This is a genomic window from Halobaculum sp. MBLA0147, assembly GCF_041361345.1.
Taxonomy (GTDB): domain Archaea; phylum Halobacteriota; class Halobacteria; order Halobacteriales; family Haloferacaceae; genus JAHENP01.
On sequence record NZ_JBGKAD010000001.1, the window covers coordinates 633,593 to 659,849 of the forward strand.

The 26,257-nt window shown below is 70.5% G+C and carries 21 protein-coding genes and 1 tRNA gene; 14 read left to right on the plus strand and 8 right to left on the minus strand.

Annotated features, from left to right (window positions below):
- Positions 1–32 precede the first annotated feature (32 nt).
- The gene (rocF, locus tag RYH80_RS02980) at positions 33–935 is read left to right on the plus strand and encodes an arginase (protein ID WP_370902382.1); all 903 of its coding nucleotides are present in this window, start codon (positions 33–35) and stop codon (positions 933–935) included.
- A gap of 59 nt (positions 936–994) precedes the next feature.
- On the opposite strand, the gene RYH80_RS02985 is transcribed toward rocF, so the two are convergent.
- Positions 995–1,633: a hypothetical protein gene (locus tag RYH80_RS02985; protein WP_370902383.1), complete on the minus strand. Its 639-nt coding sequence runs from the start codon at positions 1,631–1,633 to the stop codon at positions 995–997.
- A 198-nt stretch (positions 1,634–1,831) separates the two neighbouring features.
- The gene (locus tag RYH80_RS02990) at positions 1,832–2,488 is read right to left on the minus strand and encodes an HAD family hydrolase (protein ID WP_370902384.1); all 657 of its coding nucleotides are present in this window, start codon (positions 2,486–2,488) and stop codon (positions 1,832–1,834) included.
- Between the two features lie 161 nt (positions 2,489–2,649).
- Between RYH80_RS02990 and RYH80_RS02995 the strand changes: the two genes are divergently transcribed.
- Positions 2,650–3,768: a beta-ribofuranosylaminobenzene 5'-phosphate synthase family protein gene (locus tag RYH80_RS02995; RefSeq protein WP_370902385.1), complete on the plus strand. Its 1,119-nt coding sequence runs from the start codon at positions 2,650–2,652 to the stop codon at positions 3,766–3,768.
- A 63-nt stretch (positions 3,769–3,831) separates the two neighbouring features.
- Here RYH80_RS02995 and RYH80_RS03000 read toward each other — a convergent pair whose 3' ends face one another.
- Positions 3,832–5,484 carry a zinc ribbon domain-containing protein gene (locus RYH80_RS03000; RefSeq protein ID WP_370902386.1) on the minus strand — a complete coding sequence of 551 codons (1,653 nt, stop codon included), beginning with the start codon at positions 5,482–5,484 and terminating at the stop codon, positions 3,832–3,834.
- Positions 5,481–6,653: a thiolase C-terminal domain-containing protein gene (locus RYH80_RS03005; protein ID WP_370902387.1), complete on the minus strand. Its 1,173-nt coding sequence runs from the start codon at positions 6,651–6,653 to the stop codon at positions 5,481–5,483. Before RYH80_RS03005 ends, RYH80_RS03000 begins: the two co-directional genes overlap by 4 nt.
- Before the next feature lie 163 nt (positions 6,654–6,816).
- Between RYH80_RS03005 and rsmA the strand changes: the two genes are divergently transcribed.
- The 3 genes from rsmA to RYH80_RS03020 all read left to right on the plus strand — a co-directional run bounded on the left by rsmA (position 6,817) and on the right by RYH80_RS03020 (position 9,780).
- Complete coding sequence (gene rsmA, locus RYH80_RS03010) at positions 6,817–7,785, plus strand: 16S rRNA (adenine(1518)-N(6)/adenine(1519)-N(6))-dimethyltransferase RsmA (RefSeq protein ID WP_370902388.1); 969 nt, start codon at positions 6,817–6,819, stop codon at positions 7,783–7,785.
- Positions 7,782–9,077 carry a mechanosensitive ion channel family protein gene (locus RYH80_RS03015; protein ID WP_370902389.1) on the plus strand — a complete coding sequence of 432 codons (1,296 nt, stop codon included), beginning with the start codon at positions 7,782–7,784 and terminating at the stop codon, positions 9,075–9,077. The genes rsmA and RYH80_RS03015 overlap by 4 nt, the downstream gene beginning before the upstream one ends.
- A 103-nt stretch (positions 9,078–9,180) precedes the next feature.
- Positions 9,181–9,780: a HemK2/MTQ2 family protein methyltransferase gene (locus tag RYH80_RS03020; protein ID WP_370904635.1), complete on the plus strand. Its 600-nt coding sequence runs from the start codon at positions 9,181–9,183 to the stop codon at positions 9,778–9,780.
- 20 nt (positions 9,781–9,800) lie between these two features.
- Here the strand turns inward: RYH80_RS03020 and RYH80_RS03025 are convergent.
- A tRNA-Lys gene (locus tag RYH80_RS03025) sits at positions 9,801–9,874 on the minus strand.
- Between the two features lie 217 nt (positions 9,875–10,091).
- Between RYH80_RS03025 and RYH80_RS03030 the strand changes: the two genes are divergently transcribed.
- Complete coding sequence (locus tag RYH80_RS03030) at positions 10,092–11,537, plus strand: DHH family phosphoesterase (protein WP_370902390.1); 1,446 nt, start codon at positions 10,092–10,094, stop codon at positions 11,535–11,537.
- A 565-nt stretch (positions 11,538–12,102) separates the two neighbouring features.
- Here the strand turns inward: RYH80_RS03030 and RYH80_RS03035 are convergent.
- Positions 12,103–12,408 carry a PRC-barrel domain-containing protein gene (locus RYH80_RS03035; protein ID WP_370902391.1) on the minus strand — a complete coding sequence of 102 codons (306 nt, stop codon included), beginning with the start codon at positions 12,406–12,408 and terminating at the stop codon, positions 12,103–12,105.
- A 164-nt stretch (positions 12,409–12,572) separates the two neighbouring features.
- Here RYH80_RS03035 and RYH80_RS03040 point away from each other — a divergent pair, with 164 nt between their 5' ends.
- Positions 12,573–15,686, plus strand: a complete 3,114-nt coding sequence (locus RYH80_RS03040) for an FAD-binding and (Fe-S)-binding domain-containing protein (protein ID WP_370902392.1) — start codon at positions 12,573–12,575, stop codon at positions 15,684–15,686.
- A gap of 46 nt (positions 15,687–15,732) precedes the next feature.
- Here RYH80_RS03040 and RYH80_RS03045 read toward each other — a convergent pair whose 3' ends face one another.
- Positions 15,733–16,962 (minus strand): pyridoxal phosphate-dependent aminotransferase, encoded by a 1,230-nt coding sequence (locus RYH80_RS03045; protein ID WP_370902393.1) that lies wholly within the window; start codon positions 16,960–16,962, stop codon positions 15,733–15,735.
- Positions 16,963–17,049: 87 nt separating this feature from the next.
- Complete coding sequence (locus tag RYH80_RS03050) at positions 17,050–17,505, minus strand: GIY-YIG nuclease family protein (RefSeq protein ID WP_370904636.1); 456 nt, start codon at positions 17,503–17,505, stop codon at positions 17,050–17,052.
- Between the two features lie 120 nt (positions 17,506–17,625).
- Between RYH80_RS03050 and RYH80_RS03055 the strand changes: the two genes are divergently transcribed.
- The 7 genes from RYH80_RS03055 to RYH80_RS03085 all read left to right on the plus strand — a co-directional run bounded on the left by RYH80_RS03055 (position 17,626) and on the right by RYH80_RS03085 (position 26,187).
- Positions 17,626–18,216, plus strand: a complete 591-nt coding sequence (locus RYH80_RS03055) for an SRPBCC family protein (protein ID WP_370902394.1) — start codon at positions 17,626–17,628, stop codon at positions 18,214–18,216.
- Between the two features lie 24 nt (positions 18,217–18,240).
- On the plus strand, positions 18,241–20,616 hold the full coding sequence (locus tag RYH80_RS03060; protein WP_370902395.1) for a DEAD/DEAH box helicase: 2,376 nt from the start codon (positions 18,241–18,243) through the stop codon (positions 20,614–20,616).
- Between the two features lie 91 nt (positions 20,617–20,707).
- Positions 20,708–21,400, plus strand: coding sequence for a DUF4013 domain-containing protein (locus tag RYH80_RS03065; RefSeq protein ID WP_370902397.1), 693 nt, complete (start codon positions 20,708–20,710; stop codon positions 21,398–21,400).
- A 251-nt stretch (positions 21,401–21,651) separates the two neighbouring features.
- Positions 21,652–22,923 (plus strand): ABC transporter substrate-binding protein, encoded by a 1,272-nt coding sequence (locus RYH80_RS03070; protein WP_370902398.1) that lies wholly within the window; start codon positions 21,652–21,654, stop codon positions 22,921–22,923.
- Between the two features lie 115 nt (positions 22,924–23,038).
- Entirely contained in the window at positions 23,039–24,058 is a 1,020-nt protein-coding gene (locus RYH80_RS03075) for a carbohydrate ABC transporter permease (protein ID WP_370904637.1), read from the plus strand.
- A gap of 67 nt (positions 24,059–24,125) precedes the next feature.
- On the plus strand, positions 24,126–25,019 hold the full coding sequence (locus RYH80_RS03080; RefSeq protein ID WP_370902400.1) for a carbohydrate ABC transporter permease: 894 nt from the start codon (positions 24,126–24,128) through the stop codon (positions 25,017–25,019).
- Position 25,020: 1 nt separating this feature from the next.
- On the plus strand, positions 25,021–26,187 hold the full coding sequence (locus RYH80_RS03085; RefSeq protein WP_370902401.1) for an ABC transporter ATP-binding protein: 1,167 nt from the start codon (positions 25,021–25,023) through the stop codon (positions 26,185–26,187).
- Positions 26,188–26,257: the final 70 nt, after the last annotated feature.

A 26,257-nucleotide genomic window follows, 5' to 3' on the forward strand; every position in this document is an offset into this window, starting at 1 on the left:
GATTCAAGCGGGTGCGGGGGACTCGTCCTCGTATGGAGGCACGGATCATCGGAGCGCCGAGTGACTACGGGCAGGACAGACGTGGCGTCGACATGGGGCCGTCGGCGATCAGGTACGCGGGGCTGGCAGACGAGTTGCGCGCCGCTGGCGTCGACCCCGTCGACACCGGCGACCTGACGGTGCCGCGCGCGGAGGAGCGCGACCCGGACTACCGGACGCCCAGCGAGGGGGAGGCGAAGTTCCTCCGCGAGACGGAGGCGGTTGCCGACGAGTTGGCCGACCGCGTCGCGGAGAGTATCGACGAGGGAGCGACGCCGCTGGCGCTCGGGGGTGACCACTCCATCGCCATCGGCTCGCTGCGCGGGAGCGCTCGCGACGCCGACGTCGGCGCGGTGTGGTTCGACGCACACGGCGACTTCAACACCCCCTCGACCTCCCCGTCGGGGAACGTCCACGGGATGCCCCTGGCGGCGGCGCTCGGCGTCGGCGAGTTCGCGGGTGTCGAGTGGGCGAACGCCCCCGGGCTCCGCGAGGAGAACGTCGTGATCGTCGGCCTCCGGGCCGTCGACGAGCGCGAACGCGAGCGGATCGCCGACAGCGACGTGACGGTGTACACGATGTCGGACATCGACGAGATGGGTGTCCGTCCGGTCGTCGAGTCGGCGATCGAGACCGCCTCGCACGGGGTCGACGGCGTCCACGCGAGTCTCGACCTCGACTGGCTCGACCCGAACGAGGCGCCCGGCGTCGGGACGCCGGTGCGCGGCGGTGTCACCTACCGCGAGGCACACCTCGCGATGGAACTGCTCGCCGAGGCGGACGTGCTCCGCTCGATGGAACTGGTCGAGGTGAACCCCACGCTCGACGAGTTCAACGAGACCGCCGAACTCGCGACGGAGTTGGCCGCGAGTGCGTTCGGGAAACGGATCCTCTGATCTGAGGCGCGTCGTCGGCTACCGGAACCCGTCGGCCGCCCGCCGTCGGCTCACCCGGGTCAGGTCCCGCCGGCGGCGCCGCAGGCGCCTGCACCCGCACCCGCGGCACCGCCACAGGCCGCCGCGGACGCGCCGACCGCGGCCGTCGAGACGACGACTGCGCTGTTGTCCGCGCCGTAGTCCGCGGCGTCACCCCACGCGACGGGCGCGATCTCGTCGTCGATGTCGTCCTCGCGTTCGACGTACCCCCGGAGATCGTCCCCGTCGAAACCGGACTCTGCGACGAGCCGCTGTACGGTGTCCGGCGCGACCGCGATCCGGTCGACCTCGCGCGCCTCGAACAGTTCGTCGCCGTCGTACGCGAACTGGACGTCGTAGTGGCGGACGAACACGGCGTCGTCGTACGTCTCGTGGAGCACGCGCAGCGTCTCCGGAACGACCGTCCAGGCTGCGTCCCGATCCAACTGCTCGCGCGACTCGGGCATGGCGAACCGGACCACGGGGACGACGACCGGCTCGTCGTCCGGTCCCTCGTTGACGACCGCCGAGGCCGTCACGCCGAACTCCTCGACTGTCACGGGTGCCGCGTCCGTGTCGACACGGGTGTCCAGTCGGTCGTTCGCCTCGTCTTCCAGCGTCTCCAGTCGCTCGCGCGTCGACTGCTCGTCGCCGTCGAACAGTGCCGAGAGGAGTGACATCGTCCGACTCGCGGCGCTCGCCCGTCAAGTAGCTACCGACGGCTCTCGCGGCGAGAGACGGAGTGGGTGACGAGCAACGCGGGTGGGCGAGAGCAGCGCGGGTGGCCGACGAGCGACACGAGTAGGCGACGAGCGACACGAGTAGGCGACGAGCGACGAGTCGGGCGACGAGTGGCGTCGGCCTCGCTCGCGTCGCGGTCACCCACGGCAGATCGCCACCAGATCGTGGAGGTCGGACACGTCGTAGGTCGGAGTGACGGAGAGGTCGAAGTCGCGGCGGTGCGGGCGGCGGATGAACGCCGAGTCGATGCCGGCGTTGTCGGCGGCCTCCAGGTCGGACTCGTTGTCGCCGACGAACAGCGCGGTCTCGGCGTCCAAGTCCGCCAGCGCGCGGTGGAGGTAGTGGGGCGCGGGTTTCTTCTTGCGGAGACTCTCCGGGGTCGGCTTCCGGCCGTAGGCGGTCTCGAAGAGGTCCGCGAGGCCGAAGTGGTCCAGCGCGTAGTCGACCGTCTGCTGTTGGTTCGAGGAGACGATCCCCAGCGGCGCGTCCACCTCTCGGAGGACGCTCACGTCGGGGTAGACGTCCTTCCGGCCGGCCTCGATCTCGCGGCGTTGGCGCTGGTGGGCGTGGAGGTCGCGGGCGGCCCACAGGTCCTCCGGGGACACGTCGTAGCGGTCCGCGACGCGCGTCAGTGTCTCCGGGTCGACCCCGACGACGATCTCCTCGACATCGTCCGGGTCGGGGTCGTCGACGGACACCGACTCGAAGGCGGACCAGGTCGCCTCGCGCAACACGTCGTACCGGGTCCGGCCGACGATGACGCCGTCGTTGTCCAGGAGCAGCGCGTCGTACACACCGACTGGCTCCGGGCTCTGCGCGCAAAAAGGTCACCCTCCGGGGGCCACGGCCGTCACACCGCGGCCGTCTGTCCGACGACCTCGACCACCCCCGACACCGTCCGTTCTCGCCACTGCCGAAACCCACACCACCGGGGTCGTCCAAACTCCCACGACAGATGGATCGAGACGCGCGGGCGGCGACACACGAGGCGGTCGAGGTGACCGCCGGGGGACGACTCCACTTCGGGTTCGGGAACCTGAGTCTGACCCACGAGCGGCTGTACGGCGCCGCCGGTGTCGCGCTCGCCGCTCCGCGGCTCCGGCTCACCGTCGCACCCGCGAGCGAGGTCCTGGTAGAGGTCGCCTCGGAGTCGTCCGACGAGTCTGCGGCGGCGCCGTCCGTGAACGACGACGCGACCGGTGCCACTGCGGACGAGTCGACGGTCGCAGAGGAGACTCGCGACACGGTCGCGGAGTACGCCGAGCGGGTCTGTGACCTCCTCGACTGTCCCGGTGCACGCGTCACCCTCCACGCGACCCTCCCGCGCCACGTCGGACTCGGGAGCGGGACACAGACCGCACTCGCCGTCGCGGCGGGGGTCGCTCGTCTCCACGGAATCGACCCGCGCGTCCGCGAGTGGGCACCGGAGTTGGGTCGGGGCGGTCGCTCGGGCGTCGGCGTGGCGGCGTTCGAGCGCGGCGGATTCGTGTTGGACGGCGGCCACCCGACGGAGCGGTTCACCGCCGACAGACCGGCCGACGGAGCGTGGACGGTGCCGCCGGTGACGGCGCACCACAGTGTCCCGGACGACTGGCGGTTCCTGCTCGTCTTCCCGGACGCGCCGCCCGGCCGGTCCGGCGACGGCGAGGACGCCTCGATGCGTGCAGTCGTCGAGTCGGCCGACCCGGCGGTCGCGGACCGCATCGCCGGTGTCGTGACGAGACGGCTCCTCCCCGCGGTCGCGACCGGGGCGGTCGACCGGTTCGGCGGGGCCGTCCGGGAACTGGGCCGCCTCAACGGGACGTGGTTCGCCGACGAACAAGGTGGCGTCTACCGGCCGCCGGTGGGTGCCGTCGTCGCCTCGCTCGCGGACGCGCCGGCGGTCTCTGGCGTCGGGCAGTCCTCGTGGGGACCGGCAGTGTACGCCGTCACGGACACGGAGCGCGCCGACGCCGCACGAGCCGCCGGCGAGCGCGCACTCGACGCAGCCGGCGTCGACGGCGACGTGGCAGTCGTGAGCGCGAGCGACGGCGGGGCGACCGTGCGAGTAGTGGACGACGCCACCGAGGAGTGAGTCGGGAGTCGAGGTAGTGACGAGGAGTGAGTCGGGAGTCGAGGTAGTGACGAGGAGTGAGTCTCAGTCGTCCACGGGCCGCGCCTTCGCGCCGTATCGCACCACACCCTCCTGCTCGTACACGCGTCTGACGACGTGTCCGACGGTGTCGCCGGCAGTCACACGGCTACTCTCTGGGGCCGTGTCTCCCACGTCCGACTCCCTCTCCCCGCTCGCGTCGCCGGCTCGACCCACGGCGTCCGCGTCACACACCTGCATCGGCACGTCGACGGTCTCGCCGTCCCGTTCGAAGCGGACGATTCCGACCGGGAAGTCGCCGCCGCGTTCGGCCTGCGGGACGAACTCGGGTGGTGCGCCACCGGGTGCGATCCCGGTCACGGTGACCAACTCGCCGGTCCGCGGGAGCCGGACGCGGTCGTACGAGACGAGGTCGTGGCAGTCGCCACACGCTCCCTCCGCGGGGAACGACAGCGCACCGCAGTTCGGGCAGGCCCCCGCGACGAGTCGGTAGCGGGCCGCCCGCGAGCGACGCCAGGTCGGCACCGAGACCGCCGCACCGCCACCCGCGGGCGCGTCGCCCGTGATCCGGTCGCGGAGCCGGAGCGCGTCCGTGTACGACACCGTCCTGGTGCCGTCGAGTCGGGTCGAGACGGGTGCCGTCCCCGCGATCAACGCTGCGTCCGCGGCGCCGCCGCTCCCGACGCCGACACAGAGGGTGTGGTGCTCCGCGGCGCCCGTCGCGGCGTGAGTGTCGTCCGCGTCGCCCGTTGGGTTCGGGCCGTCGGCGAACGACCGGACCAAGCCGACGAGCGGCCCGGCCGCGCCGGTGTCGCCCAGCCTCCGGACGGGTGTCGTGATCCGGTCGGGTGAGCAGTCGAGCGCCCCGGCGACCCGCGCGGGGCGGTCCCCGTCGGGGGCGGTGATCGCGAGCGCGTCGACCTCGCTCGGGTCCGGTGCCGTCTGCGGGGCGCCGGCGACGAGTGCGTCGACGGCACCCGTCGCGGGCTCGCGGAACGCCGCCCTGTCGTAGGTAGTCACGTCGAGGCCTCCCGTCTCGACGGCACCGCGCTCGCGGCCTCGCGTCCCGGCGTAATCGGTTGCGTACTCTCCGCGAGCGAGAACCCGCGCGCCGCTCGCCGCGCTCGCGTCGTCGCCTTCGGGTCTGCCGGTGTCGAGGACGAGCGCTCCCGCCGCGGCGCCGGCGGCGTGACCCGTCTCGTCGTTCGGCTCCCCGAGCGGCGCGTCCGCCGCGACCACCAACGCCGGGCCGTCCACTCCCGCTGGCGCACTGCCGTCGGTCGCTGCCCTGGCGCCGACTCCCGTCGTCTCGACTTCCCCGCCGAGCGCCGCGAGCGCGTCCGCGAGCGCCGCGGTCCCGGCGCGCGTGCCGCCCGCGTGTGTCCGGCGCGCAGCCGTCTCCGGCACCCCGAGGAACTCCCCGAGTCGCGGGGTGAGCTCCGGCTCCTCGACGGGCGGGGTGGTCGTCGCGAAGACGAGCAGTTCGACCGATCCGGCGTCTCGGTCGGCGGCCGCCAGCGCCCGTCGTGCGGCCGCGGCGGCCATCGTCAGACTGTCCTCGTCCGCGTCCGGCACCGCGACGCGCTCGACACCGCGCGCCTGCGACCGCCCCCACGCCTCGGCGACCGCCTCGCTCGACAGCCGGTTCCGTGGCGCGTACGCCCCGCCGCCGACGATCCGTGGCGACTCCCCGTTCACGCGCCGGTCACCCCCGCGCGTTCGAGGACGTGGACCACCGCCGCCCCGCCCGAGCCGCCGACGTTGTGTGTCAGCCCACGCTCCGGGTCGTCGAGTTGCCGGTCGCCGGCCCCGCCCGTCAACTGTTCGAAGGCCTCGACCGCCTGTCCGGCGCCGGTCGCGCCGATCGGGTGGCCCTTCGACTTCAGTCCGCCGGAGGTGTTCACGGGGAAGGCACCGTCCGCCGCGGTGACACCCTCCGTCACGAGGCGTGCCCCCTCGCCGGGAGCCGCGAGGCCGATGTCCTCGTAGGCCAACAGCTCCGCGACGGCGAAGCAGTCGTGGACCTCCGCGAAGTCGAGGTCGGCTCGTGGCTCGTCCACCCCGGCGCGCCCGTAGGCGGTCGCGGCGGCGCGTTCGCTCGCCGGGATCGCCGTGTACGTCTCGCGGTCGTACAGTCCGACGTGGTCGGAACTCGCGCCGAAGCCGGCGACGCGGACTCGGTCGTCGAACGACGCCGCGACCTCCTCGCTCGCGACGAGCAGCGCCGCCGCGCCGTCGCTCGTCGGACAGCAGTGGTACAGCGTGAGTGGGTCCGCGACGACGCCCGCCGCCTCCGCGTCGGCGACGGAACACTCGAACCGGAGGTGTGCCTTCGGGTTGCGTGCGCCGTTGGCGTGGTTCTTCGCCGCGACCGCCGAGAGCGCCCGGCGGTCGGCGTCGTGTTCGCGGAGGTAGGCGTCGGCCATCTGGGCGTACACGCCGGTGAAGGTCGTCCCGGCCATCCGTTCCCACTCCGTCTCGCCGGAGACGCCGAGCCAGTACTTCGTCGCCTCCGCGGAGGTGTCCGTCATCACCTCGACGCCGCCCGCGAGGACGAGGTCCGCGACGCCGGCCTCCACCGCGAGGACGGCCTGCCGGAGCGCGTACCCGGAGGCGGCACAGGCGTTCTCGACGCGGGTACACGGGGTCCCGTGGAGCCCGAGGTGTTCGGTCACGGCCGGTCCGGAGAGGCCGATCTGGCGGCCGCCGACCCCCAGCGTGCCGACGTAGGCCTCGTTGACGCGGTCGCCGTCGACGTCGTCCGGGACGGCCCGCTCGTAGGCGGTCCGGAACAGCGATCGGTACGTCTCCTCGGGGTACGAGCCGAACGCGGACTGGCCCGCCCCGACGATGTAGGCGTCCGTCACAGTCGCACCCAGTGTGTGGCTCCGTGGTAAGTGGTCGGGACCTGGCCGTGTCGACCGGGCACCGGCGGCTCGGGCGCCGACGGGATGGCCCTCCCAAGCGGACGCCGCCGAGTCGACCGCCGCGAACGGACGGATTTACACCCGCTGCACGCGAACGACGGGCGTGACCGAGTTCCGCGACCCCGACGCTCTCCGCCGACGGGCCGGCGTCCGCGGCGACCCCGGCCGCGACCAGCACTTCCTGGTCGACGACCGGGTGCTCGACCGCCTGCCCGGCTTCCTCCCGGCGGCACTCGGGGTGCCAGACGACGCCGCGACCGTAGCAGACGCCGCGACACCAGTAGCCGACGACGTGACCGCAGAGGCCCGTGAACAGCACGCCGACGATCTCCACCTCCTCGAAGTGGGTCCGGGGACGGGGGCACTCACGGAGCGCCTCCTGGCCGTCGCCGACCACGTCACCGTCGTCGAGAAGGACCCCGAGTTGGCGGCGTTCCTCGACGAGGAGTTCGCAGACGCCGTCGCCGCCGACCGCCTGACCGTCGTCGCGGGTGACGCACTCGACGTGCTCGACCCGGCGAGCGACGACGGGCCGTTCGCCGACGCGCCGGCGTTCGACGCCAGCGTCTCGAACCTGCCGTACGGCGTCTCCTCGGAGATCGCCTTCCACCTCCTCCCGCTGGGGCGGCCGCTGGTGTTGATGTTCCAGGCAGAGTTCGCAGAGCGGATGGTCGCCGAGCCCGGGACCGACGACTACGGTCGGCTGTCGGTGAGCACCGCTCACTACACGGACGCCGAGATCGTCGAGCGGGTCCCGCGGACGGCGTTCGACCCACAGCCGCGCGTGGACAGCGCCGTCGTGCGCTGTACGCCGCGCGAGCCGAGCTACGAGGTGCCGGACGACGCCTTCTTCCTCCGGTTCGTGAAGGCGCTGTTCACCCAGCGGCGCAAGACGGTCCGCAACGCAGTGCGCAACACCGCCCACATCTCCGGGGTGACCGAGCCCGACGCCGTCGTCGCGGCCGCCGACGAGGAGCTGCTCTCGCGACGACCGGGGAACCTGCCGCCCGCGACCTTCGCCGAACTGGCGCGACTGGCGGCCACGGAGAGCGAGATCGGGCCGGGACAGTGACCGTGACACAGACGGGTGGCGGTGGCAGCGATGGCGGCGGTGGCGGGAGTGGCGGCGGTAGCGGGAGTGGCGGCGGTGAGACGTGGCAGGTTCCGGAGTGGCTCCTCGACGCGGCCCAGCGAGTCGCCCCGGACACGGAGTCGCAGGTGCTCGTCTCGTTGCTGCTGCTCGGCGTCCTCGCCGTGACCTGGATCGGGTCGCGGCTGATCGAACGGGGGCTCTCGCGGGTGATCGACGACGTGTTCGCGGAGTGGATCCGTGGCGCGGTGGTGACGGCCGCGACGGGACTCGTCGTGTTCGCCGTCACGTTGGTGTGGCGCAGCACCGACGAGGCGGCGCTGTTGTTGGGCGAACTCAGCGTCACCGGGACGGACCTCGTCCGGGTGGTGTTGACCGTCGCCGTCGTCTCGTTGGCGTACTCCGCGACACGCGTCACGAAGCGCGCGATTCGGCAACTCGGCCACCAGCGCGGCACGCTCACGGAACACCAGGTGGAGATCTCCCACCACCTCGCGCAGGTCGGGATCTACGCGTTCGCCCTGATGGTCGTCCTCGGGGCGTGGGGGGTCGACCTCGCCGGCCTGCTCGTCGGTGCGGGCTTCGCCGGGATCGTCTTCGGGCTGGCGGCCAGACAGACGCTCGGGGCGGTGTTGGCCGGGTTCGTCGTCCTGTTCTCGCGGCCGTTCGAGCGCGGCGACTGGGTGGAGATCGGCGACCACGAGGGGGAAGTGACGGACGTGACCATCGTCAACACCCGTCTGCGCACGTTCGACGACGAGGACGTGATGATCCCCAACGACGTGGTGACGGAACAGCCCGTCGTCAACCGCTCGCGCCGCGACCGGTTGCGGGTCAACGTCGACGTGGGTGTCGACTACGCCACGGACGTGTCGGCGGCACGCGAGACGGCGACCACGGCGATGACGGAGTGCGACCGCGTCGCCGACGAGCCGGCCCCGTACGTCGTCGGCGCGTCGTTCGACGACTCTGCGGTCGTGCTCCGGTGTCGCTTCTGGGTGCAGAACCCGACCGCGAGACGGGTGTGGGAGGCACGCACCGAGGTGATGGACGCCGTCGCGAACGGGTTCCAGGAGGCGGGGATCACGATCCCGTTCCCGCAACGCACGGTCTCCTCGCGGGGCAACCGCGAGACGGAACTTGGCGACACGGACCGTCGGTTCCAGGTCCGACAGTCCGACGGCGAGGGTGAGGGTGCCGTCTCCAGCGACGCCTCGGCGGGTGACGGGACGACTACGGACGGCGACGTGGAGGGTGAGTCCCGTGCCGAGTGACGACGCCGACCGTGGGTCCGGTGACCCGAGCGGCGACGTGACCGGCGACACCGAGTCTCTCGAGTCTGACGACCCAGCCGACGGAGACGACCGGTCGGAGGCAGTGTCGGACGACACCCGCGAGGAGCTCGCGGCGCGGCGTGGGCTCGACCAGCCGGTGTACCAGCCCGCCGAGGACTCCGGACTGCTCGCGAGTGCGGGGCGCGAGCACGCGACGGGTGTCGTCGTCGAGGTCGGCACTGGCTCCGGCTGGGTCGCACAGCGGGTCGCAGAGTCGCCGGGCGTCGACTGCGTCGTCGGGACGGACGTGAACCCACACGCCTGTCGCGAGGCGCGCGAGCGCGGCGTCGAGAGTGCACGTGTCGATCTCGTCTCGGCGCTGGCGACGGACGCCGTCGACACGCTCCTGTTCAACCCGCCGTACCTCCCGACGGACCCCGAGGCGGAGTGGGACGACTGGCAGGAGGCGGCGCTGTCCGGCGGCACGGACGGCCGCGCCGTCATCGAGCCGTTCCTCGACGCCGCCGGACGCGTGCTCGCGCCGGACGGGCAGGTGTTGTTGCTCGTCTCCTCGCTCACCGGGTTCGCCGACGTTGTCGAGTACGCCGTCGCCCGGGGGTTCGACGCCGAGACCGTCGCCGAGGAGTCGTACCCCTACGAGTCGCTGTCCGTGTTGCGGTTGACGTACGAGACGGCAGAGTAACTCCTTGTTTCAAAATTCAGCGGGCCGAAGGGGAATTGAACCCCTGACCGACGGATTAAGAGTCCGTCGCTCTCCCTGACTGAGCTATCGGCCCAACGTGTCACCATCTTGCGCCGTCCGGGTAAAATGCCTGTCGTTTCGACGACGGAACAGCGACGACCGCAACTCGGGACGGGCCGGCGGTTCGCGCGGGGCCGACACGACGCGGACTCCGACCGCCCACAACTGCACGAAGGGGCAGACGAGGGAGTGACGACCGGACGACCGAACGAGAGAGTTGAAGTGTGCGCCACCACCAACACGACTGAACGATGAGCGCCGGTGTCACGATGTCGTCGATGTCGTCGTACGCCATCCTAGGGTGTGGGAGCGTGGGGCACGCGGTGGCGGACGGACTGACCGAGCAGGGGGAAGACGTCGTGATCCTGGATCGAGACGCCGACCGCGTCGAGGCACTGCGCGACCAGGACCTGAACGCCCGCGTGCAGGACATCGCCGAGGAGGGGCTGGTGGAGGCGATCGCGGACCGAGAGGTCATTCTCATCCTCTCGGGGAACGTCGACGCCAACAAGGCGGCCGTGCGGGCGATTCGCGAGGCCGGGGGCGAACAGTACGTCGTCGTGCGCGCGTCGGACCCGGTGAGCGAGGACGAACTCGTGGAGTTGGGCGCCGACGTGGTGATCAACCCCTCCGAGGTGATCGCGAACTCCGCGTTGCGGTCGCTGGAGGCCGGGGAGTTGGCGTACAAGACCACCCAACTCGTCGAGATCCTCCGCGAGACGGAGGGGAAGCTGGCGATCCTCTCACACGACAACCCGGACCCGGACTCCATCGCCGCCGCCGTGGCGCTGCAGGCGATCGCGGCGGAGTACGGCGTGGAGGCGGACATCGTCTACGACGGGGAGATGGGTCACCAGGAGAACAGCGCGTTCGTCAACACGCTGGGGATCGACCTCCAGTCGCGAGAGTCCGTCGAGCCGCTGTCGTCGTACGGCGCGGTCGCGGTGATCCACTACGCCGACTCCGGTGGAATCGACGTCGAGGAGGTCGACATCTACGTCGACCACGAGGCGGCCGACGAGGAGATCGCCGCCCGGTTCGCGGACGTACGCAAGAACGTCTCCGCGACTTCGACCGTCCTGACGAAGTACCTCCAGGAGTTGGACGTCGCGCCGACGGAGACGGTGGCGACGGCGCTGTTGTACGGGATCCGTGCGGAGACGGTGGACTTCAAGCGGGAGACGACGCCCGCGGACCTGACGGCGGCCGCGTACCTCCACCCGTTCGCGGACCACGACAAACTCGAGGAGGTGGAGTCGCCGTCGATGTCCCCGGAGACGTTGGACGTGCTCGCGGAGGCGATCCAGAACCGCGAGGTGCAGGGGAGTCACCTCATCTCGAACGCGGGGTTCGTCACCGACCGCGAGGCGCTCGCACAGGCGGCCCAACAGCTCCTGAAACTCGAGGGGATCTCGACGACGGCGGTGTTCGGCATCGCGGACGACCGTATCCTCCTGGCGGCACGGTCGAACGACATCCGACTCAACATCGGGGACGTGCTCGGCGACGCCTTCGCGGACGTGGGGGAGTCGGCGGGCCACGCCAAACAGGGGAGCGCCGAGATTCCACTGGGACTGTTCACCGGCATCGAGATCAGCGAGGACAACCGCGACACCTTACTCCAACTCTCGGAGGAGGCCGTCCGCCGGAAGCTGTTCGACGCGATGGGTGTCGACGGCGAGTCGAACGGCTCCTGAACACCTGAAGCGCCCGAAGACGAGAGCACGTGGCGTTCTGACACTCGTTATCTGCTCCGATAACTACCACACAACACTCAAGTGTGTGAACTGTTACCGTGTAACTGGGTCGAGACGGGCAGCGTCGTGCGCTCGTCGGACGGGGGGTCCACCGGCGACCCGACGACGACCGACCCGAGAGAGGTACCGGGCGACGACACGGCACCGCACGCTCACACGGAATCGGACGGTAACACGGCACCGCACGCTCACACGGCACAGGACGGCAACACGGCACCGCACGCTCACACGGCACAGGACGGCAACACGGCACCGCACGCTCACACGGCACAGGACGGCAACACGGCACAGGGAGACCACACACTGTCAGACCGACACGGCACACCCACGGACACACCGAGCGGGACACCCGGCACACGTGTCCCGTCGCACCACTGCACCACGGTCTCGCGACCGTGGCCACTCGACACCAGAACACCGAGTCGCGACCCGTCGCGACGGCACCGCCGTCGGACGGGTTCGCACCGACGTGGACGGCCCCAGTCCGGCCACACGGGCCGTTCCGTCAGGCCGAGGGCGGAACCTGTTCTTCGTCCTCGTCCTCACTCCGCAACCGCTCGACGACGTCGTTGATCAGGATCACGTCGCCGACCGCGCGGACCCACCGGTACGGCACCATCACACCCTCGCGCGGACCCACCCGTGCCCCGAACAGCTCGTCGTTGAGTTCCCCGAGTGCGATCCCAGTCACCGCCTCCTCGTGGAGGTCCAGCCGCACGTCTTCCACCTTACCGACGAACACGCCGTTGTTCGAGTAGACCTCGCGGCCCACCAGTGACGTGATCTCCTGTGGTGCCCCGTCCGTACTCATGCTCGCACAGACGACACGGCGGTTCTTAAATGCAACCCAGCGAGGTCGGGAGTCGCGTCGGCTCGGACCGGTATCGAGCCACCTCGGTGTGACGGAGGCGGAGTCGTGACGGCGACCGTACCGCCACCCGGGCGTTTAATCCGGTCGGCACACAACGCCGCGGCGTGACGACGAACCCGCCGCGAGACTCGGAGCCGGGAGGAGACCCGCGGGCCGACACCGCCAGCCGACTCGCGGCCGCCGACCGGACGGCGTTCGACTACGCCGCAGACGAAGTGGCACGCCCGGGGCTGGTCGCGGACCTCCGCGACCGCGTCGACGGGGCGGTGCGGTTCGACACCTACTCGCGGGCGCTGTACGCCACCGACGCCTCCGCGTACCGCGAGACGCCCGTCGGTGTCGTCCTCCCGACCGACACGGCCGACGTGGCGAGTGTCGTGTCCTACTGTGCCGACCGCGAGATCCCGGTGCTCCCGCGGGGTGGCGGCACGTCGCTCGCGGGCCAGACGGTCAACGAGGCGGTCGTCCTGGACTTCACGCGGCACTGCGACGAGGTGGTGTCCGTCGACCCCGAGGCGCGGACCGCGACCGTCGAGGCGGGGTGTCTGCTCGGCACGTTGAACGAGCGCCTGGAGCCACACGGACTGAAGTTCGCGCCCGACCCCGCGTGGGGGGACAAGTCCGCGATCGGCGGCGCCATCGGGAACAACTCCACCGGCTCGCACTCGCTGAAGTACGGGAAGACGGACCACTACGTGGAGTCGTGCGAGGTGGTGTTGGCCGACGGCACCGTCGAGCGACTCGGCGAGGTCCGAGTCGACGCCCTGCGAGACCGGGCGGACCCCGAGGGGTCTACGCTCGACAGGGTCGCCGCGGAACTGGTGGCGGTGCTCGACGAGGACGCCGACCGGATCAGGGACCGCTACCCGGAGCTGAAGCGGAACGTCTCGGGGTACAACCTCGACCGGTTCGTCGCCGAGGCGGACGGGGAGTACGGCGAGGCCGGCGTCGTCAACCTCGCGCGACTGCTCGCCGGGAGCGAGGGGACGCTCGGGATCGTCACCGAGGCGACGGTGTCGCTGGAGCCGATCCCGGAGACGGAGGCCGTCGCCCTGCTCACCTACGACTCGCTGGGGGACGCGATGGCGGACGTGGCCCCGATCCTCGAGCACGACCCGGCGGCCGTCGAGGTGATGGACGACACCCTGCTGGACCTCGCCCGCGAGACGGCGGAGTTCGGCGAGGTGGTCGGCCTGTTGCCGGACGGCACCGACTCCGTGTTGCTCGTGGAGTTCTACGCCGAGAGTGACGCCGCGGGTCGCGAGCGCGTCGCCGGGCTCCTCGCGGATCGGGTCCCGGACGCGGCCCCAGAGGCCGAGCCGTCTGCGGATCGCCCGTCGACGGACGCGGAGCGGGTCGCCGTCGACGCGATGGAGGCCCACGACGCGGACCGCCGGGCCACGTTCTGGAAGATGCGTAAATCGGGGCTGCCGATCCTGCTGGGGCGCACCTCCGACGAGAAACACATCTCGTTCATCGAGGACTGTGCGGTGCCGCCGGAACACCTCCCCGCGTACGTCGAGGGATTCCAGGAGATCCTCGCCGACACGGGGACGCACGCCTCGTTCTACGCCCACGCTGGCCCGGGGGTGCTCCACGTGCGCCCGCTGGTCGACACGAAGACCGTCGACGGGGTCGACCAGCTCCGCGAGATCGCGGATCGCGTGACGGACCTGGTGGTGTCGTTCGGCGGCGCGGTCTCGGGCGAACACGGCGACGGGCGCGCCCGGACCGTCTGGAACCGGAAGCTGTACGGCGAGCGGCTGTTCGAGCGGTTCCGGGCGCTGAAGACGGCGTTCGACCCCGACTGGCTACTCAACCCGGGGACGGTGTGTGGCGACCACGACCCGACGGAGAACCTGCGGTTCGACCCCGACTACGAGTTCGACGCCGGCTTCGAGCCGGAGTTGGCCTGGGAGACGGAGAACGGCTTCCAGGGGATGGTGGAGCTGTGTCACGGCTGTGGCGGCTGTCGCGGCGAGCAGTCGACCACCGGCGGCGTGATGTGTCCCACCTACCGCGCGGCCGACGAGGAGATCCAGTCGACGCGGGGGCGCGCGAACGCCCTGCGGGCCGCGATGTCCGGCGAGTTGCCCGACGACCCGACGGACGAGCAGTTCCGGACGGAGGTGTTGGACCTGTGTGTCGGCTGTAAAGGGTGTAAGATGGACTGTCCGAGCGGCGTGGACATGGCGAAACTGAAGGCGGAGGTGACACACGAGGCACGGGAGCGCGACGCCGCCGACCGCGGCCTCCGTCGGTTCCTGGACCCCGAAGTGGTGCGCGATCACCTGTTCGCGAACGTCAACTGGGTGTCCCGTGTCGGGAGCGCGCTGGCGCCGCTGTCGAACGTCGCCGCCTCGCTCCCGGTCGTCTCGGACGCCGGCAAGCGACTCGTCGGCGTCGCGACCGAGCGCGACCTCCCGACGTTCCGGCGCGAGACGCTCCGAGACTGGTTCGCCGCGCGCGGCGGGTCGACCGTCCCGGAGCGGGAGGCACACCGCACCGCCGTCTTGGTCCCCGACACGTACACGAACTACACGCGCCCCGAGGCGGGGCGGGCCGCCGTGCGGCTGTTGGAGGCGGCGGACGTACGCGTCGAACTCGCGGCGACGGAGGACACCGGGCGACCGGCGCACTCGTTGGGGTTCCTCGACCGCGCCCGCGAGCGGACTCGCGAGGCGGTCGCGGAACTGGCTCCGCGCGTCCGCGAGGGCGCGGACGTGGTGGTCGTCGAACCGAGTGAGGCGGTGATGCTCCAGAGCGACCTGCTGGACCTCCACGGGAGCGACGACCCCGACGCGGCAGTCGTCGCGGACGCGAGCTACGGCGTGTTGGAGTACGTCGACACGTTCCGACTCGACGAACGAGTCGCCTTCGACGCGCCCGACGAGTCACTCACGTACCACGGCCACTGCCACCAGAAGGCGACCGCGAAGGACCACCACGCGGTCGGCGTGCTCCGGCGCGCGGGGTACGCGGTGGACCCACTGGACTCGACGTGTTGTGGGATGGCCGGCTCGTTCGGCTACGAGGCGGAACACTACGAGATGAGTCGCGCCGTCGCGGAGGGGCTCGTCGAGCAGGTCGCCGACAGCGACGGGGACACGGTCACCGCACCGGGGGCCTCCTGTCGCACACAACTCGACGACCACGGGGCGACTGACGCGGAGCCGCCACACCCCGTCGAGACGGTCGCCGCGGCACTGGTCGAGTAGCGCTCCACCCCGACGGGACGGTCGCCACGCCGCTCGCCGAGTAGGGTTACAGATCGTCGAGCACGTCGCCGAGCGCCGCGAGTGCCGGCTCGCAGTGCTCGGGAGCGCGTCCCAGCGAGACGCGGACGGACTCGGGGCACCCGAAGAACCGACCGGGCACGACGAGGATTCCAGCGTCCCAGGCGGCCTCGGCGACCGTGTCGCCGTCGGCGCGGTCGTGCGTCAGGAGCCCGAACGGACAGCCCGGCGGTGCGGTCGTGGTCACGTCCGACCGGTCCGCGACGAAGTCCGCCAACAGCGCGGCGTTGCGACGACAGTGGTCGCGCCCGGCGGCGACCAACTCGTCGCGGTGGGCGAAGAACCGCCGTGCGAGGGCGACGCTGGGCTCCGCGACGCCCGGAACGTAGTGGCGCACCCGCTCGACGCGCTCGATCCACCGGTCCGGCCCGACGACCCAGCCGAGTCGGACACCGCCGAACCCGTGGAACTTCGTCAACGACCCCGTGACGACCGTGTTCGGCAACCCGGCCGCGGTCGGGCCGCCGAAGGCGGTGCGGTCGTCGTCGCGCGCCGTCTCGTCGGAGTCGCCGGTCGCCGCGGCGCCGTACGGCGCGTACACCTCGTCGACGTGACAGAGGCCGTCGCTGGCCGCGGTGACCGCGGCGACGTCGGCCAGTTCGCTCCGACTCGCCAGACGCCCGGTCGGGTTGTGGCGGTTCGACACCGTCACGAGTGCGAGCGGGGACGTGGACGGGTCCGCGGTGCCGGCGGTGACTCCACCCTCGACGGCGGCCGCGAGTCGGTCAGCGTCGAGACGGCCGTCCGACCGCTCGAACCGCTCGACGCGACCACCGAGCGTGTCCGGTGTGGCGACGAGTGGTTCGTAGCCCGGTGACTCCACGAGGACGCGCGGGACCGCGGCTGTCGCGGTGTCGTGGGCAGGTTCCGTCGTCTCGCGGGGGGGTCCCGTGGTGTCGTGCGCGGCCGTGGAGGCGTCCGCGCCACGCGCCGACAGCGCCGCGGCGGCGACGAGGAAGTTCGCGTGTGTCGCGCCTGCGGTCGGGAGCACCTGCGTCGGATCGACGCCGTACTCCGCGGCGATCTGTGCGGCCAGCGGGCGGTCGTGGTCGGGGTCCGCGAGCCCGCGGAGCCGTTCCGGCACCGGGTCGGGCGTCGCGGACGGCTCCGTCGGGTCGAGGTCGCTGGACCCGAGGTCGTGGGTCGCCGCGGCCGGGCGGCCGCGGATCCACGTCAAGTAGTCGAGCGTCGGGAACACGTCGCCACGGGCGAGAGCAGACGGCGAAAGTGTTGCGGTCGGGGAACGTGGGGCGCCCTCGCCACCCTCCTCGTCGCCGCGAGGTACTCAGATCTCCGCGAGGACCGCTCGGACGGCCTCGCGGGCCGCCTCGAGGTCGGGGTACCGCGCCAGATGGGACGTACAGTCGCAGTCGGAGGCCCCGAAGCCCGGCACGGGGCCGTCGGCGAGCGCCGACGCGACCGCACACTCGGCGTCGCGGTCCGGGAGCCGTTCGTCGCCGACGAGCGACACCGCCGGGTGGCCGCCGAGGTAGTCGACGTGCCAGTGGCGCGTGTCGTGGGTGCCGGCGGCGACGCGCTCGTGGCGGTCCACGCGAGTGAACCCGCCGCTCCCGAGCGCACTCCCCGTGTAGGCGTACCCACCCGCGGGTAGCGTCCACTCACCCAGCGCACCCACGGAGAGGGTCACTGGCTCCGGGACCTCGTACACGAGCGTGTAGGTGCCACCGCTCACGGGCGGTCTGTGGAGCCTCGCGGGCAAAGGTCTCTCGTCGGCAGACAGTCGGGTCGTCGAACCGGCGAGTCGTCGAACTCGGGAGTCGGTGGGTCGTCGAGCCGTCGGCGGAGACGGCGACGCGCGACGACCACGGCGTTGAAGCCCGCGGAACCCCTGGAACACACGATGAGTGTCAGGCGGTCCGTGGTGATCGACGCACCCCCGAGCGAGGTGTGGGCGACGCTGGTCGCCTTCGAGCGGTACGGCGCGTGGAACCCGCTGATCCCGCGTGCGAGCGGCGAGGCGGCCGTCGGCGAGACGGTGCGTGCCGTGATCGCACAGCCGCGGGTCCCGCCGGTACCGATCCACGCCGAGATCACGCGGTGTGACCCCGAACGGGAACTCGCCTGGGAGACGAACCTCCCCGGCGGCGGGTTGCTCACCGTGGAACACGCCTTCCAGTTGACGCCGCTGGACGCGGACGGCGCGGTCGTCGCCGAGGGCGAGGTGGCCTCGCGCACGGAGTTCGCACAGGTGGAACGCGTCGGCGGCGCCGTCGGGCGCGCGGTACCGGACGCGCTCGTCAGGGTACTCGCGGACGGGTTCGACCAGATGAACCGCGCGCTGCGGCGGCGGGTGGAGGCGACGAGTGACGGTCGCGGTGCGTCGGCGGACGCGAGTGGTGCGTCGGCGGACGCGAGCGGTGTGTCGCCGTCCGAACCCACCGCAGGCGCCACGACCAGCGACGACACCACATCCGACGACCACAACCCGTAAGCGCGCGCCGCCCCTGCTCGGTCTGTGGACGACACCGTCGAGTGGCTCCGCGACCGCCCGTACTACCGCGGCCAGATCGCCGACAGTCGGACGCTCCCGGGACGCGACCCCTCATTCACCGACGTCGAGTTGGAGTCGCGACTCGAGTCGGCGCTGGCGGACCGCGGGATCGAGTCGCTGTACGACCACCAGGCCGCCGCCATCGAGGCGGTGCGAGACGGCGAGAACGTCGTCTTGGCGACCCGGACCGCCAGCGGCAAGAGTCTCGCGTACACCGTCCCCGCCTTCGAGCGGGCGATGGACCACGGCGGGCGGACGCTGTACCTCGGGCCGCAGAACGCCCTGATCCAAGATCAGGAGGAGACGCTGTCGGACCTCGCCCACGACTTGGGGTTCGGCTCGCGCGTCTCCGTCGCCCAGTACACGGGCCGGATGAGCGACGCGGAGAAACGCGACGTGCGCGACCGCCAGCCGACGGTGATCCTGTCGAACCCGGACATGCTCCACTACTCGCTGTTGCCCCACGGCTACCGACTGTGGGAGTGGCTGTTCTCCTCGCTGGAGACGGTCGTGATCGACGAGGTCCACAGCTACCGCGGCGTGTTCGGCAGTCAGGTCGCGTTGACGCTGCGACGGCTCCGCCGACTCTGCGAGCGGTACGACGCCGATCCGGAGTTCGTCTGTTGTTCGGCGACCATCGGCAACCCGGTGGAACACGCCGCCCGCACCGTCGGCGTCCCGGAGTCGTCGTTCACGCTGGTCGACGAGGACACCTCCGGTCGCGGGCCGCGCCACTGGGTGGTGTGGAACCCGCCGGAGTACACCGACGAACAGCGCGAACGACAGAGCGGGCGCCGGAAGTCGAGTCACACGGAGACGAAACAGCTGTTCGTGGACCTGCTGGCACGCGGGAAACAGACACTGGCGTTCACCCGCGCCAGACAGTCCGCCGAGCGGTACGCGACGGACTCGGCGGACGAACTCCGCCAGCGAGGCGAGCGGGACCTCGCCGGCAAGGTGGAGGCGTACCAGGCGGCACTCACCCACGAGCGCCGCCGCGAGATCGAGGACGGTCTCCACGCCGGCGACGTGCGCGGCGTCTGGTCGACGAACGCCCTGGAGTTGGGTGTCGACGTGGGTGGACTCGACGCAGTGCTCCTCGACGGCTACCCCGGCACGCGGATGTCCGCGTTCCAGCAGGCGGGGCGCGCCGGTCGTGGGCTGGACCCGGCGCTGGTGGTGATGGTGACCGGGGAGGACCAACTGGACCAGTACTTCGCGGAGAACCCGGACCAGTTCTTCGCCGGCGACCCGGAGGACGCGATGTCGGACCCGACCAACGACACGCTGGTGCCGGACCACGTCGCGGCCGCCGCCGACGAGAACTGGCTGTCGCGCGACGACGAGCGCTACTTCGGCGACGACTTCGCGGACGTGGTCGGGAGGTTGACCGACGAGGGTGTGCTCGAACGTCGCGACACGTCGCGTGGGGTGCGGTGGACCCACGCCGGCGGGGAGAGCCCACACTACTCGATGAACCTCCGGACCATCGACGACCGGGAGGTTCGGCTGTTGGACGCCCGCTCGAACGACCAGATCGCGTCGCTGTCGTTCGGCGACGCGCTCCGGGACGCCCACCCCGGCGCGATCTACCACCACCAGGGGACGGACTACGAGGTGACGGACCTCGACTTGGACCGGGACACGGCGCTGCTCCAACCGACGTACGCGGACTACTACACGGACGTGTTGACGGACAAGGACGTGACGGTGGAGGCGGACCACCGCGAGAAGTCGCTGACGGCGCGGCCGGACGTGACCGTCCGGTTCGCCACCGTCGAGGTGCGCGAGCAGGTGACCGGGTTCGAGCGGAAGGACGGCTCGACCGGGGAGACACTGAGCCGCGAGCCGCTGGACCTGCCGGAGACGACGCTACGCACGCGGGCGTTCTACTACACCGTGCCGGAGGATCTGGAGGTGCCGATGCGGGCCTACGGCGGGGAGTACGGATTCAACGGCGGGATCCACGCCGCGGAACACGGGACGATCTCGCTGTTGCCGCTTCGGCTCTTGTGCGACCGCGCGGACGTGGGGGGACTGTCGACGCCGGTCCACCCGCACACGGGCGCGCCGACGATCTTCGTGTACGACGGCCACCCGGGTGGGGTCGGGATCACACGGTCCGCCTACGAGTTCGTCGAGGACCTGTTGGCGGACACCGCGCGGCTGATCGCGGGGTGTGACTGCGAGGCGGGGTGTCCGTCCTGTGTCCAGTCGCCCCACTGCGGGAACGCCAACGACCCGCTGTCGAAGCCGGAGGCGACGACGCTGACGGCCGCGCTGTCGGGGGTCGACGTGCCGGAGGGCGGGACCGACGTGCGCGCTGCGGACGACGGATGACGGTCGACGGACGCTCCGGGGCTGACGGTCACGGTCGTCACCCGAGCGCGAACCGACACCCCTGAAACCCTCGGTCGTCACGAGACGAGTGATGCAAGACGGGCTCGTCCGGTACCCTGTCGCCGGTCCCGGCGGGTGGGAGACACTGCTGCTCGGGAGTGGCCTCCACCTGCTGGCCGTCTACCTCCCGGTGCTCCCGCTGGTGGTCGTCCTCGGCTACCTCGTCGCGGTGGTGCTCCACACGGCGAGCGACCGCGCCGCCGGACGACGCGGTGCACCCGCCGTCGTGACGCTCCCGCCGACTCGCGACCAACTCCGACGGCTCGCCGCCGACGGACTCCGTGGGACGGTCGTGACCGCGACGTACCTCGCGGTGCCGGCGGCCGTCGTCGCGGTGACGCTGCGCGGCGTCGGCGGGCTCGGCGCCGCGACCGGCGGCTCGCTGTCGGCCGGCGCGTCGGCCGCACTGCTGGTCGGCGGCACCGCGACGCTGGCGACCGCCGCGGTGTTCTGTTACCCGCTGCCGGCCGCGCTGGCCGCCGTCGGCCGCCACCACCGGCTCGCGGCCGCCTTCGACACGACGCTCCTGCGAGCGACCGCACGCGACGCCCGGTACTTCGTCGGCTGGGCGACGGGCGTGACCGCCATCGTCTTCGGCGCCGCCGCGGGCACCGCACTCGCACCCGTCGGGATCGGCTTCGTCGTCGCGTTCTACTGTGAGGTGGTGGGCGCCGCCCAGTGGGGTTGGGGCGTCTCTCGACTCCGTCGCCGCGGACTACTGTGACCCCTCGTGAGACACTCGAACGACTCCGACTCTGGCCTCGCGACACGGCTCCCCGGACTTCGAAAACTGTGAAGAGATGTTACTACCCAGTTTGAAAACGCTGGACGGCGACGAGCGCAAACAATTTATGTAGTAAGCTTTCATGCTCAGGTGTCCAGTGTGGCTACGTTTGACGGGGGAGACACACCCGCAACCGGGTGACAGGAAGGTGGTCCCGTCGACGGCAGCCACCGACACACGAGAGTGTAACCATGACAGAAGACATCTCACGACGACGGTATCTGCAAGGTGCCGCCGGTGTCGGCGCGACACTGGCGGCCGCAGGGTGTACAGGTGGCGGCGGTAGTTCGAACACGCTCGAAGTGCTCCACGCGTGGACGGGTGGTGACGGCAAGAAGGCCGTCGAGAACCTGATCTCTACGTTCAAAGAGGAACACTCCGAGGTCGACACGAACTTCAAGGCCATCGGCGGCGGCGCGAACCAGAACCTCAAGAGCGTGCTCAACACGCGGTTCTCGAACGACGACCCGCCGAGCGCGTTCCAGGACTGGCCCGGCAAGAACTTCGCCCGCTACGAGGGCGTGCTCGGTGACATCTCCAGCGTCTGGACCGGCGACGGTGGCCTGGAGGAGGCCCACGTCGAGGAGGCCGCCGAGCTGTGTCGACAGGACGGCACATACCACGCGGTGCCGGTCGGCTCGCACCGACTCAACTGTCTGTTCTACAACGTGAGCGTCCTCGAGGAGGCGGGCGTCGACCCCGACTCGCTCACCAGCGCGTCGAAGCTGATGGACGCGATGGAGACGGTCGCCACGGAGACGGACAAGACGCCGCTGGCACACGGGATGAAGGCACCGTGGACGACGCTCCAGTTGTGGGCGGCCGTGATGCTGTCGACCGGTGGCCACGACGCCTACATGGACTTCGTCGAGAACGGCGGGTCGAAGGGCGCCGTCCGCGAGGCGTTCTCCGCCACGAAGACGATGCTCGAGGAGTACATCCCCGAGGGCGCCGCCTCGACCGGCTTCACCGGCGCCAACCAGATGATCATGGACGGCAAGGCCGCGTTCATCCACCAGGGGAACTGGGCGGCCGGCGCCTTCCGGAACAAGGAGGACTTCGCGTACGACGAGGACTGGGGCTTCAAGACGTTCCCCGGCACGGAGGGGATGTACACCTTCCACACGGACGCGTTCCTCTACCCAGCCAACAACCCGTCTCCGAACGCGACGGAGACGTGGATGGAGTTCGTCGGTTCGAAACAGGGCCAGGTCGCGTTCAACAAGTTCAAGGGGTCGATCCCGACCCGGACGGACGTCGACGAGAGCGAGTTCGGCCCGTACCTCCAGGAGACGATCCAGGACTTCGCCGAAGCCGAGCAGAAGCCGCCGACGCTGGCGCACGGGCTGGCGGTGTCGCCGAGCAAGATCAGCGACCTGAAGGGGGCGCTGACCAGCGACTTCACGGGACCGTACAACGTCGAGGGCGCGACCGAGAAGTTCGTCTCGACGGTCCAGTCGTAACGTCTCACTCCGACCGATGGCCACTTTTTCGTACGTACGACGAGTGCTGGCGAGTGTGTGGGACAGTACCACGGACGAGACGGGCAGTGGCGAGTCGACGAGCCCGGACGACGGCGTGGAGACCGGCGCGGCCGCGTCGGTCGCCACGGACGGCGGACGGCCCGAGGAGACCCGGGCGGACGACGGAGGGGCGACCGGCGTCGCCACAGACGGCGGTGTCGCGTCGTCGCGTGGCGGTGGGCTGACCGATCGGCTCGAGGAGCGCGTGGGCGAGGACTTCCTCGAGTCGTCGCCGTTCTGGCTGCCGCCGACGCTGCTGGTCGGCCTGTTCGTCTACGGCGCGGTGGTGTGGAACGTCGTCATCAGTCTCACCGACTACCAAGGGTTCGCGGACCCGAACTACGGCGACTTGGACTTCGAGATGTACGCGAAGGCGTTCGGCTCCTCGGAGGTGATCACCGCCGGTGTGAACACCCTCGCGTTGCTGATCGGGTTCACGGTCGTCTCGCTGGCGTTGGGACTGGTGATCGCCATCCTGGTCGACCGGAACATCCGGTTCGAGAACACCTTCCGGACGATCTACCTGTTGCCGATGAGCCTCTCGTTCGTCGTCACGGCCCAGTTCTGGCTGTGGATGTACGACTTCGACGGCGTGATCAACAACTTCATCGGGCTGTTCGGCCTGGGTCCGTTCTCGTTCATCGGCAACCAGTCGCTGGTGTTGGCGGCGGTCGTGTTCGCGTTGGTGTGGCAGTTCTCCGGGTACACGATGGTCGTCTACCTCGCCGCGTTGCGCGCGATCCCGACGGACCACTTCGAGGCGGCACGCGTCGACGGTGCCTCCGTCTTCCGGATGTACCTCCGCGTGATCGTCCCGCAGTTGAAGAGCGCGACCGTCTCGGCGTCCGTCGTCCTGATGGTGTTCGCGCTGAAGGCGTTCGACTTCCTGTTCGCGCTCGTGGGCGGCTACCGGCCCCCGAACGGCGCGGACATCCTCGCGACGAAGATGGTGCGGGAGGCGTTCCAGAACCAACAGTGGGCCTACGGCTCCGCCATCGCGATCCTGCTGTTCCTGATGGCGCTGGGCGTGATCGGCCCGTACCTCTACTACGAGTACAAGAACGACAACCTCTGACCATGAGCCACTACACACACACGACGACGGCGGTCGGTGTCGACCGCCACGCGGAGGTGCAGACGCCGTGAGCACGGTCGACGAGACGGCAGAGGAGGGGCTCGACGTGAACGGGTACCGCGTAGGACTGTACCTCACGCTGGGCGCGTTGCTCGTCTTCTTCCTCACGCCCATCGAGACCGGGATCGTCACCTCGTTGAAGACGCCGGACGCCGTGGCGACCACGTCCCCGGTGGTCCCCTCGCTGGAGGGGTTCACCCTCGGGAACTACGCGACCGCGGTGCAGGAACTGCTCCCGGGGATGGTGAACAGCCTGTTGTACGCGGTGCCGGCGACGATCCTCTCGGCGTTGTTCGGGAGCTTCGCCGCCTACGGGTTCACGCTGACCGACTGGCGCGGCCAGGTGGGTGTGCTCCTGTTGTTCGTCGCCGGGATCTTCATCCCGTACCAGGCGGTGCTGGTGCCGCTGACGCAGTTCTTCTCGATCCTGAGTCTCGGACAGTCGCCGATCTGGGGACTGCTCGGGATCGACCGCGCGTACAGCGGGATCGTGGAGCTGATCGTCACCCACACCGCGTACGGGATTCCGATCTGTACGATCCTGTTCCGGTCGTACTACAAGGGGATGAGCGAGGAGATGCTGGAGTCGGCCCGGCTGGAGGGGGCGACGGTGCGGCGCGCCTACCGGCGGATCGTCTTCCCGCTGTCGACGCCGATGTTCGCGGTCGTGTTGATCTACCAGTTCACGCAGATCTGGAACGACCTGCTGTTCGCGCTGGTGTTGGTGCAGGCGGAGTCGTCGGCGGCCGCGCCGGTGACGCTGATCCTGGCGGGGCTCGGCGCCTCACAGAGCGGGACGATCTTCGGCCTGCGGATGGCGGGGGCGTTCGTCGCCGCCCTGCCGACGCTGGCGGTGTACGTACTGTTCGGCGAGGAGTTCGCGAAGGGAGTGGCTACGTAACATGGCACGACTACAACTCGAGAACCTGACGAAGGTGTTCACGGACGACGACGGCGGCGAAGTGGTCGCCGTCGAGGACGTATCGATCGACGTGCCCGACGGGGAGTTCCTCGTCCTCGTCGGCCCGTCGGGGTGTGGGAAGTCGACCACGCTGCGGATGGTCGCCGGGTTAGAGACCGTGACGAGCGGCCACATCAGACTCGGCGACCGCGTGATCGACGACCGCAAGCCGCAAGACCGGGACATCGCGATGGTGTTCCAGTCGTACGCGCTGTACCCACACATGACCGTCCGCGGTAACATGTCGTTCGGGTTGGAAGAGTCGACGGAGATGCCCGACGACGAGATCCGCGAGTTGGTCGACGACACCGCCGGGATGCTCGGGATCGGCGACCTCCTGAACCGGCGGCCGGCGGAGCTGTCGGGCGGCCAGCGGCAGCGTGTCGCACTCGGGCGGGCGATCGTCCGCGAACCGGAGGTGTTCCTGATGGACGAGCCGCTGTCGAACCTCGACGCGAAGCTCCGCTCGGAGATGCGGACGGAACTCCAGCGGCTGCAGGAAGATCTGGACACGACGACGGTGTACGTCACTCACGACCAGACGGAGGCGATGACGATGGGCGACCGGATCGCCATCCTGAACGACGGGGTGCTCCAGCAGGTGGCGACGCCGCTGGAGGCGTACCACCAGCCCGCCAACCGGTTCGTGGCGGGGTTCATCGGCGAGCCGTCGATGAACTTCTTCGAGATGGAGGTCCAGGGCGACCAACTCGTCCACAGCCCCGCCGGCGGCACGGACGCGGGGTCGTTCACCTACCCCATCTCCCAGGAGACACGGGAGGCGGTCGGGGACGCGACGACGGTGACGTTCGGCATCCGCCCGGAGGACGTGGAGATCGTCGGCGCCGTCGAGACGGACCGCGACTTCGACACGGTGGTCGACGTGGTCGAACCGATGGGCGACGAGAACAACGTCTACCTCTCGTTCGACGCGGACGCCGACCGGACCTTCGTCGCCACCGTCGGCGGGATGCGCCGGATCGAGGAGGGGCAACCCGCCGTCGCACGCATCCCCGAAGCGGCCGTCCACCTGTTCCACGGCCAGACCGGCGAGGCGCTGAAGAACCGCTCACTCGAGGAAGTCGAGACCACCGAACCCGAACTCTGAGACGACCCTCGCGGTGCGATCCGGACACTCTCCTCGCGGGACGCTCCGTTCGTCTCTCTCGTGGTACGGT